The sequence below is a fragment of the Candidatus Aeolococcus gillhamiae genome (assembly GCF_016464765.1).
Lineage (GTDB): Bacteria > Chloroflexota > Dormibacteria > Aeolococcales > Aeolococcaceae > Aeolococcus > Aeolococcus gillhamiae.
In genome coordinates, this window is the sequence record NZ_JAEKNS010000129.1 from 26,151 (window position 1) to 38,151 (window position 12,001).

At 69.1% G+C, this 12,001-nt stretch carries 11 protein-coding genes and 1 tRNA gene; 10 read left to right on the plus strand and 2 right to left on the minus strand.

The features are described 5' to 3' along the window. Positions 1 to 4: 4 nt before the first annotated feature. The 6 genes from JF886_RS12615 to JF886_RS12640 all read left to right on the plus strand — a co-directional run bounded on the left by JF886_RS12615 (position 5) and on the right by JF886_RS12640 (position 4,536). Complete coding sequence (locus JF886_RS12615; RefSeq protein ID WP_337312986.1) at positions 5 to 553, plus strand: GNAT family N-acetyltransferase; 549 nt, start codon at positions 5 to 7, stop codon at positions 551 to 553. A 33-nt stretch (positions 554 to 586) separates the two neighbouring features. Beyond that, positions 587 to 898 carry a hypothetical protein gene (locus JF886_RS12620; protein WP_337312988.1) on the plus strand — a complete coding sequence of 104 codons (312 nt, stop codon included), beginning with the start codon at positions 587 to 589 and terminating at the stop codon, positions 896 to 898. A 250-nt stretch (positions 899 to 1,148) separates the two neighbouring features. Beyond that, a complete protein-coding gene (locus JF886_RS12625) occupies positions 1,149 to 1,571 on the plus strand; it encodes a hypothetical protein (protein ID WP_337312990.1) in 423 nt (140 codons plus the stop codon). A 23-nt stretch (positions 1,572 to 1,594) separates the two neighbouring features. Beyond that, positions 1,595 to 1,861 carry a hypothetical protein gene (locus tag JF886_RS12630; protein WP_337312992.1) on the plus strand — a complete coding sequence of 89 codons (267 nt, stop codon included), beginning with the start codon at positions 1,595 to 1,597 and terminating at the stop codon, positions 1,859 to 1,861. 73 nt (positions 1,862 to 1,934) lie between these two features. Then, a complete protein-coding gene (locus tag JF886_RS12635; RefSeq protein WP_337312994.1) occupies positions 1,935 to 3,098 on the plus strand; it encodes a hypothetical protein in 1,164 nt (387 codons plus the stop codon). A 13-nt stretch (positions 3,099 to 3,111) separates the two neighbouring features. Continuing rightward, the gene (locus JF886_RS12640) at positions 3,112 to 4,536 is read left to right on the plus strand and encodes an MFS transporter (protein WP_337312996.1); all 1,425 of its coding nucleotides are present in this window, start codon (positions 3,112 to 3,114) and stop codon (positions 4,534 to 4,536) included. On the opposite strand, the gene JF886_RS12645 is transcribed toward JF886_RS12640, so the two are convergent. Continuing rightward, positions 4,499 to 5,158, minus strand: coding sequence for an NADPH-dependent F420 reductase (locus JF886_RS12645; protein WP_337312999.1), 660 nt, complete (start codon positions 5,156 to 5,158; stop codon positions 4,499 to 4,501). The two genes, JF886_RS12640 and JF886_RS12645, sit on opposite strands and share 38 nt — an antisense overlap. A 14-nt stretch (positions 5,159 to 5,172) precedes the next feature. Then, complete coding sequence (locus JF886_RS12650) at positions 5,173 to 7,362, minus strand: CocE/NonD family hydrolase C-terminal non-catalytic domain-containing protein (RefSeq protein WP_337313001.1); 2,190 nt, start codon at positions 7,360 to 7,362, stop codon at positions 5,173 to 5,175. Between the two features lie 74 nt (positions 7,363 to 7,436). Between JF886_RS12650 and dnaG the strand changes: the two genes are divergently transcribed. From dnaG to JF886_RS12670, 4 genes are all read left to right on the plus strand, one after another. Beyond that, complete coding sequence (gene dnaG / locus JF886_RS12655; protein ID WP_337313003.1) at positions 7,437 to 9,284, plus strand: DNA primase; 1,848 nt, start codon at positions 7,437 to 7,439, stop codon at positions 9,282 to 9,284. Positions 9,285 to 9,376: 92 nt separating this feature from the next. Further along, positions 9,377 to 10,462, plus strand: coding sequence for an IS5 family transposase (locus JF886_RS12660; protein ID WP_337313005.1), 1,086 nt, complete (start codon positions 9,377 to 9,379; stop codon positions 10,460 to 10,462). A 241-nt stretch (positions 10,463 to 10,703) separates the two neighbouring features. Next, a complete protein-coding gene (gene rpoD, locus JF886_RS12665; RefSeq protein ID WP_337313007.1) occupies positions 10,704 to 11,786 on the plus strand; it encodes an RNA polymerase sigma factor RpoD in 1,083 nt (360 codons plus the stop codon). An 83-nt stretch (positions 11,787 to 11,869) separates the two neighbouring features. Beyond that, a tRNA-Asn gene (locus tag JF886_RS12670) sits at positions 11,870 to 11,944 on the plus strand. Positions 11,945 to 12,001 lie beyond the last annotated feature (57 nt).

A 12,001-nucleotide genomic window follows, 5' to 3' on the forward strand; every position in this document is an offset into this window, starting at 1 on the left:
CGGGTTGCCGCTGCTGATCCCGGCGGAGGTGGAGACGGAGCGGCTGGTCCTGCGTCAATGGCGCGAGTCCGACCTCGACGCGTTCGCAGAGATGATGGCCGACCCGGAGGTGACCCGCTACCTGGTTCCGCCGGTCCCGGTGGACCGCCTCACCAGCTGGCGCCTGCTCGCCATGTACGTCGGTCATGGAGTGATGCGCGGCTACTCGCATTGGGCGATCGAGCTGCGTGAGACCGGGGAGTTCATCGGCCGCGCCGGACCATGGCGGCCCGACGGCTGGCCGGCGCTGGAGCTCGGCTGGGCGATCGCGCGGCGCCACCAGGGGCGGGGCTACGCGACTGAGGCGGGGAAGGTGGCACTCCAGGTGTCCTGGGAGCGGCTCAAGCCGGACCGGCTGATCTCTCTGGTGAGGCTGGGGAACGATGCGTCGGTGGCGGTGGCTCGACGCCTCGGCGGCCGGCTGACCGAGACCATCGATTTCTTCGGTGGCCCCACGCAGGTCTTTGACTACCCGGCACCTCCTGGAGGTCCGCCAGGCCGACAAGTCGATTGACGCGCCTCCCGGACGCCCTTACAGTTCGCAGCGATGCCACTGATTGGAACGATCGCTGCTCTCGGAGCCGCCGGTGGGAGCCCACTGACCACCCACCTGCCGTGGGGGTGGTTCACCCTGATGGCGATCGTTGACCTGGGGCTGGTCGGCGTTGTCATCGCACTACGGCTTCGGGCCCCCAGCGCCGCCGGCTCTCGTGTCGGCAGCCGACCGGCGCGGGCCGAGGCCCTCGTGCTGCGCAGTGGCTGGTGGGTGCCGCGGTCGCGGGTGCTCGCGCTGCCCGCCCAGCGAGCCAGCTATGCGTGGCCGCTGCATCGCGACTACATGGTCCGCCGGATCGGCTGACGCCCGCTGTGAAGGCGAGCCGGTTCATGCCAATAGTGGCAGCAACACTGTCGCCGGCAGCCGGGTGCTCACCCCGCCATCGGATACCATCACCTCTCCACAGCACCAGGAGAGCAACCACATGCCTGCACCACGGGGTGGGAGGAAGACGGGCGGCAACAAACCCGGCCGTTCCGACCGCAAAGGCGCCGTGCGCCCGCGCGCACCGCGGTCCCCTCGGGCCCCCCGGGCACCGCGGTTGCTCCCGGAGGTGTCCGACGCCGGGTTCGCGATGGACACACCGCGACCCTTCCGGCCTGCGCCGGACCACAGGGTCGAATCCACCACCGGGCTCCGGCACGAGGTCATCGAGCTGCGCGCCGAGGTGCACCGTCTCGCGGCGGAGATCGACAAGCTCTGGGCTCGGGAGCGTGGCCGCTCAGCGACGCCCGGGCGAACGGCGCGCAGCATCGCCGGCAAGCCGCCGCGCACCGGGACTCGGGCGTCGGGACCAGGCGGGCGCAGCGGTCCGGGCGCCGGCCGGGCCGGCCCCAAGAGCAGCGCTTCAGCGGCTGCGAGCCGGGGTCCGGGCGGTGCCAAGCGCTCCACGGGCGCCAAGCGTTCCTCAGGCTGGGCCAAGCCGAAGAGCCGGTCGCGGCGCTCGGGCACCACTCCGCGCCGTCAGGGCCGCTGACTCAGACGGCTATCCTCACTGGCGTGGCTGAGCACGTTCGCGTTCGCAAGGTGTCCACCCGGGATGGCCGCCCGGTGATGCTCGACGACGGCCACGTGGTCGAGGGCGACGAGCTGCAATCGCCCACGCCGGGGATGCCGTACAGCGTGCGCCGCAGCGTGGCCGAGCATGACGACGCCCCCGACGTCTTCATGACCTCGCCGATCCGCGCGGTGATCACCGACAACGTCGGCGCCATCACCCTTCTCACCGACAACTCGCGCTACTCCGTCGAGGTGATCGGACGGTGATGACCCCGCCCCAGCTCCTGGTGATGACCTACTCTGTGCACGTTCCGCAGGTCCGTCTGGTGGTCCCGTCGAGTTGAGCGAACACATCAGCGACGAGCCCTACCTCCTTGTCGAGGAGGTCGCCGAGCGCCTCGGATTGCCGCTCTCGGTGCTGCTCCATCGGGTGGAGGCGGGGGACATTCCCGCCCGCCGCGTGGAGCGCGCCGATGGCCTCCACTACGCGCTGCGGCTCGGTGACCTCGGGATCGAGCTCGACGATCGCGGCCTGCGCTCCGCCGCCATCCAGGACGAGGCTCAGACAACGGAGGAGGAAACCCTCAGCACCGCCTTCGAGCCGAGCGAGCCGAGCGGGCCGACCGAGCCGAGTGTGGAAAGCGCCATCTTCTCGGCGTTCGACAGCGGGCCGGCGCCGGTGCCCGGACGGCAGAACGGCGCCACAGGCGTGAGCGGCCCTACTGCTGAGGAGGAGGCCGACGCGCTTCCCTGGCAGCCGGACGCCGATCGGTCACCCCCGTGGTCGGTTCGTCCTCGCGAGCCACAGCAGCCACCGGTGTGGCTGACCCAGGAGAGCGGCGACGTCAGCCAGACGTCCGACGAGGCGGCCGCGGACGTCGTGGAGGACGCTGAGGTCGCACCCTCCGCTGAAGTCGACCATGTCGACACCGTCGTGGTCGCCATGGAGGAGGACGACCAATACCTTCCACCGGCGCTCGACCACGATGCCGACGATGCCGAGGACGGGATGCCGGCCATCGCTCCCTCCGGCCTGCATGAGGACGACCTCGGTGCCGACCAGGACACCGCCGTGGCCGAGCTGGCCGTCCCGCCGCCCACTCGCGAGCCCACGGTGAGCCTGGTGGACGCCGCCGCGCCGGGGCCGCGCGGCGACCTTGCGTCGATGTCGCTGGACGCCCGCGAGCTCGTCGCCGGCCTGCTCGACCGCTGGGAGCGCACCCTCGAGCAGCGCATCTACACCGAGCAGCGGCAGCGGTTCCAGGCGGAGCTCGTTGCCCGTCAGAACATGGTCAAGCAGCTGCAGATGGAGCTCCACACCGCCCGTGCCGAGCACGCGGCCGCCCAGGCTGAGAAGGACCGCATCCTCGCCGGCAAGGAGCGCGAGCTCGCCGACCGTGAGCGCGACATCGCCGAGACCCGCCGGGCCGCCGACGAGGCGGAGCGGGCGGCGGCCCCGGCGGCGTCACGCCGCCGCCGCTGGTTCTGGAGTCGCGACGACTGACGTTGCGACCCCCGTGCGTGCGGCGGGGGTGCGCTACTCCAGCACCGCGGGGCGCTGGATCCTTGCTACAGCCGTGCTCGGCTCCGGTGTCGCCTTCCTCGACTCCACCGTGGTCAACGTGGCGCTCCCGACCATCGCGCGCGACCTGCACACTGGGCTGAGCGACCTGCAGTGGATCACCGACGCGTACATGCTCACCCTTGGCGCGTTGATCATCCTCGGTGGCGCGCTGGGCGACCGTTTCGGACGCCGCCGCGTCTTCGTGTTCGGCCTGGCCTCCTTCACCGCTGCATCGGTCATCTGCGGGGGGGCGCCGGACACGCTTGTGCTCATCGTGGCCCGCGCGCTGCAGGGCGTCGGCGGCGCGCTGCTGGTACCCGGCAGCCTGGCGATCATCTCCGCGTGCTTCGTCCCCCACGACCGCGCCCGAGCCGTCGGCCTGTGGTCCGGTCTAAGCGGCGTCAGCGTTGTGGTGGGCCCGTTCGTCGGCGGCTGGCTCATCGACTCGGTCTCCTGGCGGGCCATCTTCTTCATCAATGTGCCGCTGGCCGCCGTCGCCATCTGGATCGCTCTGCGCCACGTCCCCGAGACGCGCGACGACGGTGCGGTCGGGCGGCCCGACTATGTCGGGGCGGCGGTTGTGTCCGTGGGTCTCGCCGGCGTCGTGTACGCGCTCATCGACGGGCCCAGCAACGGTTGGTCGGCACCGACGCTGGTCGCCGGTGTCGTCGGCGCACTCCTCCTGCTGGCGTTCCCGTTCGTCGAGCTGCGCGTGCACACGCCGATGGTCCCGCTGGACATCTTCTCGTCACGACAGTTCAGCGGCGCCAACCTGACCACGTTCGCCGTGTACGCCGCGCTGTCGGTGATCACATTCCTCCTCGTGCTGCACCTCCAGCAGGACCTGCATTACTCAGCGCTGGCCGCGGGAACCGCGTTCCTCCCGGCCGGTCTCCTGCTGATCGCGTTCTCGTCCCGCTCGGGCGCGCTCGCCCAGCGCATCGGGCCACGCCTGCCGATGACGGTGGGGCCGATCATCGCCGCCGCCGGCTTGCTGGTCCTCGCCGGCGTGCGCCACGGCGACAGCTACTGGACCTCCGTGCTCCCCGGCGTCGTCGTGTTCGGCGTCGGTCTCACGTTCGTGGTCGCACCGCTCACGGCGGCGGTGATGGCATCGGTGGACCAGCACCACTTCGGGGTGGGGTCGGCGATCAACAATGCCGTGGCGCGGATCGGTGGGTTGCTCGCGATCGCCGTCGTGCCCGCGCTCGCCGGGCTCGCGTCGGCGTCGACACACCTCGCGGGAGTGTCGCTCAACGACGGATTCACCTCAACGATGCGCATCGGCGCCGGCATGCTCACCGCCGGTGGCCTGATCGCGCTGGCCACCGTCCGGCACATCATCCCGCCGGAGGAGGCTGGCGGCGCAGCAGCTTGAACGCGTGGTCGGAGCTCTGCTGGCTGATCGCATAGGTGACCCACAACAACGCCAGTGACTCGAGCATGCGTGCGGCCTCTATGCCACCGACGTCGAGCGGTGGCCAGCCGCACTCGCGGACCAGGTCTGACACAGTCTGCTTGGCGGCGGCGTTGTTGCCGCAGAGGAACATGTCGCCGGGTCCCCCGGGGATCTTGGGGTCGATCATGTGCTGGTTGTTGACCGTGTTCCACGTCTTGACAACGCGCGAGTCGGGCAGCCAGCGCTGCACCTGCTCACCGGCGGAGTCGTCGTGACCGGTGACCAGGGTCACTCCTGACGGCCCGCGCCCGAACGGGTTGGTGACGTCGATGACGATCTTGCCGACGAGGTTGGCCGCGCCGGCGAGGTGCAGCGCGTTCTCCGTCCCGCTCCACGTGGTGGCCAGACAGGCGATCTCGCACTCGGATGCGGCCTCGCCGTACGGCAGCGCGCGCGCACCGGTGCCGACCTCAGCCACCCACGCCACCACGTGCTCGGCATTGGGGTCGCGGCTGCCCATCAGCACCTCGTGGCCGTGGCGCACCAGCCCGGCGCCGATGGAGCGGCCAACCTGACCGGAACCTAGGACCGCGAACTTCATGGGAGATTGAGAGCTTAGTGCAGCGCGGATCGGCGGCGTCGTTTCAGCAAGGCAACGGTGCCCAGACCGAGGGGTATCAGGGGTAGCGCCGGCACGAAAGGGGATTCGGCCACGGCGACAGAGGCCGAACACAGGGCGCCTGGCACAGCCGGCAGGGTCAGCTTCAGGCCACTGAAGGACATCGCAGATGGCTCGTTGTCCGGGCGAAACGTTGGTGCGTCAGTCTGGGTGAGCTCGAGCTTGAGTGAGTCGCCGGTGCACAGCTGCCATGCGTTCGGCCACAGCTGGAGCGACAGCGGCATCGTCGAATTGCCCGGGGGTTGGTCGAGTCGGACCACGCTGCGCGTGATCAGCGTTTGATTTCCTGAGCTGTCGACGTCCCACAGGCGCGCTGCCAATTCGGCGCTGCTCCCGATCAGCGTGGCGCTGACGTTGACGACTGGACCGCCGACGAGCGTCGCGGGTGAGGCGACGGGAAAGTTGTAGACCGCCTCATGGGAATCGGTCGTCGACGAGGGCATGGTCACGCACTTGCCGCCGGTGACGATCGGGTCCGACATGAGACTCTCGGGGCCACCACCAGACTGGTTGAACGTGTTCTGCGCGGCCCCCGCGTCCACGAAGGTGAGCTGAGTCGTGGCGATGGATCCGAAGCTGTTGGCGGAATAGCTCTGCAGCGTCTGCTGCGGCAGGCAGCGCGTGGTATCGACTGTGATCGTCGGCTGTGTGAAGAGCTGGCTCAGCTGTGTGAGCGAAGTGGCCTGCAACGCCGCCTGGAGGAAGCCGTTGCTTTCGTTGTGGGCCTGCTTCCACACGTCAAGTGGATTCTGCGCATAGGAGTGACCGATGTCGCCGAAGAAGCCCCACACGGGGTAATGGCTGTGCGCGGCCTGGAGGCGATTGATCATGGTCAGCGCCTGAAGGCCAGGGAAGAGCGGGTCGGTGAGTCCCTGCATTACGAAGATCGGCTTCTGGGTGTTGAGCGACGGCGTCTTGTGGTTGTTCGCAGGGATGGGCATGGCATACGGCGACCGGAGCGGACCGCCCACCTCGGCGAGGATGGTCGGCGTGTCGGGGTTCACGGCGAAGGCCGGTTCACCCGCGTTGATTTCCGCGAACCACGTGGGCAGGTCCGCAGTCGGGTCCTGCAACGGCAACAACGCGTACTGGGCGCCGTCCAACGGCTGCGATGGGACATTGGTAACCCCCCTGGCGAACAGACCGGCGACGTAGCTCTCCTTCTCGACACCGATCGGATTGTCGTGATTGAACGTGGCCACCGGCGGCGCGCCATGGAAACCGTCGGTGGCCGTGCCGTTGGGCAGCAGCGAGTCGACCAGGTCGGTCCAGGTGTACATCGGCAAGGCTGCCGTGAGGTGCAGTGCCTTGCCCAGTGGCGAGGTCCACGGCGTGGTATTGACCAGGCTCGGATTCGCCGTCGAGGTGGTGAGCACGACCTGGTCCTGCGTCAGGCCCTCGTCCCAGGTGGGGCCGCCGCCACCGGAGTCGCCGGTGGCGACGATGTGGTTGGGGTTGATGAGCGTTCCTGCCGCCGCATCAGCTACCACCCCCGCCAGGAACTGTGCGTCGTGCACCTCCCAGCGGCGGTCGAGCAGATGCACCCAGCTCTTCTCGCCGGTGTGCCCCGAGGTCGCCGCCTGGCAGGCCGTGTCAGTTGCGTAGGTGTACCCGCTGCTCAACACTCGCCCGCACGATTCGTACCAACCTCGGGGGGTGAAGTTGATGGCCGCGTAGCCGTTGGATGCGAACCAGGCGTTGTTCCAGTGATACCCGGGGGTTCCGATGAAGTCCGTACAGCCGGCGTCGGTGCTGCCTGCCAGCGTCGTCGACTCGAACTGGCAGTAGTCGTTGCTGTAGCCGCTCTGGAAGATGACCAGCGGAGGCTTGGCTGCGGTGGTCGAGCCCGGCGGTATGTACGGCACCGTCGGCAGGCTGAGATCGACGCGAAGGGGAGTGCCGTCGAAGCTCAGCACCCGGTTGCTGAGCGTGTACCGGCAAAGGAGAAACGGGTTGCCGTCGGACGGAGAGACGGTGCTCGAAGACGACGCGGTTGACCCGTTGAGCGTGGGGCAGGTGGGGCTCAGCAGTGCCGCCCTGGCGGTGGTGGCAGGGAGAGCGCCCATCGACGCGGCAACCACCGCCCCGGCAAGAAGCATGGTCCGGCTTCCCTCGAGAGTCCTCATCGGCTCCATTAACGTTGCGCTGCTCGAGAAACCTCCGGCGCCGGCGCCGGCGCAGGGCGGCCTACCATCGCCTCATGGCACGGGACGCTGTCGCCGAGATCAAGGCTCGCCTCGACATCGTCGACGTGGTGGGCGGCTACGTCACCCTGCAACGCGCGGGCCGCGGCCACCGTGCGCTGTGTCCGTTCCACTCGGAGAAGACCCCCTCCTTCAACGTCAGCCAGGACAAGCAGGCGTGGTACTGCTTCGGGTGCCAGGAGGGAGGCGACATGTTCACCTTCGTGCAGAAGGTCGAGCACGCCGACTTCCGGGCCGCACTGGAGATGCTCGCCGAGAAGGCCGGCGTCGAGCTCGAAGCCGAGGCACAGAGCGGAGAGCGCCGGGGTGCCGCCCGGCGGCGCAAGCGCACGCTCGAAATCAACGCCCGCGCCGCCGCGTTCTTCGAGCACGTGCTCTGGTCGTCGCCGGCAGGGGAGGACGGACGAACCCTGCTGGCCGCGCGCGGCGTCGACGAGGGCCGGGCTCGCACCTTCGGGATCGGCTTCGCGCCGGCGGGTGGAGGCGGCGAGGACGCGCTCTCGCGCTACCTGAAGGAGCGGGCTGGCGCAACCGCGGATGAGATCGTCGATGCGGGGGTGGCCCACCACGCGCGCGGGGGCCGGCTGCGTGACCGCTTCCGCCACCGTCTCGTCTTCCCGATCCGCGAGGAGCGTGGCGAGGTGATCGCGTTCGGGGCCCGTGCGCTCGGCGACGACGTGCCGAAGTACCTGAACTCGCCCGAAACCTCCGTGTACCACAAGGGCAGTGCGCTCTTCGGCATCGACCTCGCGCGTGCCGCGATGCACGACCGGCGCGTCGCTCTCATCGTTGAGGGCTACTTCGACGTCATGGCGGCGCACGTCGCCGGCGTGCCCAACGTCGTGGCCAGCAGTGGCACCGCGCTGACGCGCGAGCAGGCCAAGGTGCTGTCGCGGCACGCCGACAGCGTGGTGCTCTGCTTCGACGGCGACGAGGCGGGACGCGCCGCGGCGTCGCGCGCCGTCGACGTGGTTGCCGCCGAAGGGCTACCCGCGCGCATCTGCGTGCTCCCCGGCGGCTGCAAGGATCCTGACGAGCTGGTCCGCCGCGACCCTGCCGCATTCGCCGCCGCGGTGGAGGAGGCTCCGCCGGAGTGGCAGGTGCTCCTCGACCGCGCGCTCGGCGATGACGAGGGGGGCAGCATCGACGGCCGCCGGGCTGCGGCGGAACGAGCCGTGGCCCTGCTGGTCCGGATTCCCGAGGCGGCGCCGCGCGAGCTGTACGTCCAGCAAGCCGCCCGCCGGCTGAACCTCACGGCCGCCACCATCGCCGCCGACGTCGCCACGGCGTTCCGTGCAACCGCCGCAGGACGGCCGCTCCGGGTCAGCGCCATGCCCCCCCCGGCCGCCGAGGACCTCGGGGCGCCGGAGGCGGGGCCGCCCTTGTCGCCCGCGGCCGCGTGGGACGGCTACCTGGCCACCCTCTGCGTCCACCGGCCTGAGATCGCCGCTCGTCTCACCGACGAGTTCGGGCTCGAGGTGGCCGCCATCGGCCACCCACTGGCCCGCCGCATGGTGGAGATCGCCCTGGAGACAGCTGCCGGCGAGGCGTTCCCGCTGACGGCGCTGGCGCCACAAGAGAGGGACTTCGCTGCCGCGCTGCTGGTGCGGACCGTGCCCGAGCTCCTGCCCGAGAGCCGCACCGGGGACCTCGACACCGCGATCAGCGACAGCCTCAGGCGGGTCACCGAGGCGCGGCTGGGTGCGGAGATCTCGGACGTGCGCCGCCGCATGGCCGCCGCCAAGGAGCGCGGGGACGACGTCGAGGTGGCGCGGCTCGCCTCGCGCCTCCGCGAGCTGGCGACGGCCTCACCCCACCTGCGCCGAACCGCCGCCAGCCGCTAGCAGGGTGTTGATTTTCGACCCCGGGGAGCCCTATACAGGCTGACTCCGGTGTGCGAGTCTTCAGCAAGCAGTTCAGCTTGCGGAGATCCAGCATGCGCGGAACCAGCACCCGGCAGGCGACGATGCTGTCCACCATGACCACGGACAGCCTGATCCCCATGGACCACCCCATCCGGCGGATCAAGCCGGTGGTGGAGGCGGTACTCCAAGAGCTGGGGCCCGAGTTCGACGCGATGTACGCCAGCACGGGGCGCCAGAGCGTACCCCCAGAGCATCTGCTCAAAGCATCGGTGCTGATGTCGCTGTACTCGATCCGGAGCGAGCGCCAGTTCTGCGAGCGGCTGCGCTACGACCTGCTCTTCAAGTTCTTCCTTGACCTCAACGTCGACGACGAGGGCTTCGACCACAGCACCTTCTCGCGCAACCGCGATCGGCTCCTCAAGCACGAGATCGCCGACCGCTTCTTCGCCGCGGTGGTACAGCAGGCGCACCTGCGCCGCTACATCTCCGGCGAGCACTTCAGCGTGGACGGGACCCTGCTCGAGGCCTGGGCCTCGCACAAGAGCTTCCGGCCCAAGGACGGCGGCCCGAAGGATCCCTCCGGCCCGGGGAGGAACGCCGAGGTGAACTACCACGGCGAGCGGCGCAGCAATGACACCCACCAATCCACCACCGACCCGGAGGCGCGGCTGGCGAGAAAGGGCAATGCCGTGGCGGCGAAGCTCAGCTACGCCGGGCACCTGCTCATGGAGCACCGCAACGCACTGATCGCCGACCTGGAGCTGAGTCAGGCCACCGGCTACGCCGAGCGCGAGACCGCGCTCGCCCTGCTGGGACGGCTGCCAAGGCGCGGCCGGCGCACGGTTGCCGGCGACAAGGGCTACGACACCAGGGACTTCATCGCCGGTTGCCGCGAGCTCGGCGTCACTCCACACGTTGCCCAGAACACGACCAACCGGCGCAGTGCGATCGACGGCCGCACCACGAGGCACGCCGGGCACGTGACCAGCCTGCGGATCCGCAAACGCATCGAGGAACCCTTCGGCTGGATGAAGACGGTTGCCGGCGGCAGGAAGCTGCGCTACATCGGCTTGCAACGCAACCGAGCCTGGTTCCTGATGGCCGGAGCGGTGTACAACCTGATCCGCATCACCGCACTGGACGCCCAGGCCACCTGATCACGGGGCCGAAGGGCCGAACGCCCGCGGCACAGCGGCTCTGGCAACCATCAATTCGGCGGTCCGCCGCCACCCACCGCACAATTCAGCCGCCGGTTGGGGCTCGGCGGGTCGAAGATCAACGCCCTGCTAGGGCTTCGGCGGTCGACGTCGCAATCCGGCGATGTTTGCGTTGGACGGGCATGAGGAATGTTGAATTGGCTGTGGTGTCGACGTGGAACAAGGAGGTGTGGACGTGACCATTGCATCTCCGACCGAGAAGCTGACGGTGACCGCCCAGCAGCTGATCATCAAGGGCAAGGAGCAGGGGTGCCTGAGCCCCGATGACGTGCTCACCTCGTTTCCCGACATCGAGGCCGAGCCCGACCAGCTCGAGCGCATCTTCAACGCGTTCGTCGACATAGGCATCGCCGTCAGCGACGGGGACCGCGACTTCGAGACCGTCGACGACATCGACGACGAGACCATCGCCAAGGCCGAGGCCGCCGACGCCGTCTCCTTTGACGACCCGGTGCGCATGTACCTGCGCGAGATCGGCCGCATCGACTTGCTCAAGGCGGAGCAGGAGGTCCACTACGCCAAGCTCATCGAGCAGGGCGACCTTGCCGCCAAGGACGCCCTCACCGAGGCCAACCTCCGGCTGGTGGTGTCGATCGCCAAGAAGTACATCGGCCGCGGCATGTCGTTTCTCGACCTCATCCAGGAGGGCAACCTCGGGCTGATCCGGGCGGTCGAGAAGTTCGACTACCACCGCGGATTCAAGTTCTCGACGTACGCCACGTGGTGGATCCGCCAGGCGATCACACGCGCCGTGGCCGACCAGGCGCGCACCATTCGCGTGCCGGTGCACATGGTCGAGGCGATCAACAAGCAGCTGCGCGTCTCGCGCCGGCTGTTCCAGGAGCTGGGCCGCGAGCCCAGCGACGAGGAGGTCGCTGACGAGCTCGGGATCACCGCCGAGCGCGTCCGCGAAATCAAGAAGATCTCGCGCGACCCCGTCTCGCTGGAGACGCCGGTAGGCAACGAGGATGACACGGAGCTCGGCGACTTCGTCGAGGACAAGGAGGCCACGCCACCGTCCGACGCGGCCGTCCTTTCCGTTCTCCACACCGAGATGGAGGACATGCTCGACACGCTCTCGCCGCGGGAGCGCCGCGTGCTGCAGTTGCGCTTCGGGCTCGCCGACGGGCATCAGCGCACGCTCGAAGAGGTCGGCAAGCGCTTCGGCGTCACCCGCGAACGCATTCGGCAGATCGAGGCGAAGGGATTGCGCAAGCTTCGTCATCCCTCCCGCAGCCGCCGGCTCCACGACTTTCTCGAATAGCGATTTCGCGTTCGCACGAACGTGCGCTCCGTATACTGCGGACAAGTGGACGACCCGACCCCACTCGAGACCCTCTCATTCAGTCCGGGTTAGCTCAGCGGTAGAGCAGGCGGCTGTTAACCGCAAGGTCACTGGTTCGAATCCAGTACCCGGAGCCATCGCCACATTCGAAGGGGACGACACACCATGGCCGACGCTCCAGCACGCAACACACC

Bases quoted from the DNA above. Each gene is read 5' to 3' on its own strand.
- JF886_RS12645 (WP_337312999.1), bottom strand. From the start codon at position 5,158: ATGAAGTTCGCGGTCCTAGGTTCCGGTCAGGTTGGCCGCTCCATCGGC.
- JF886_RS12650 (WP_337313001.1), bottom strand. From the start codon at position 7,362: ATGAGGACTCTCGAGGGAAGCCGGACCATGCTTCTTGCCGGGGCGGTG.
- JF886_RS12620 (WP_337312988.1), top strand. From the start codon at position 587: ATGCCACTGATTGGAACGATCGCTGCTCTCGGAGCCGCCGGTGGGAGC.
- dnaG (WP_337313003.1), top strand. From the start codon at position 7,437: ATGGCACGGGACGCTGTCGCCGAGATCAAGGCTCGCCTCGACATCGTC.
- JF886_RS12660 (WP_337313005.1), top strand. From the start codon at position 9,377: ATGCGCGGAACCAGCACCCGGCAGGCGACGATGCTGTCCACCATGACC.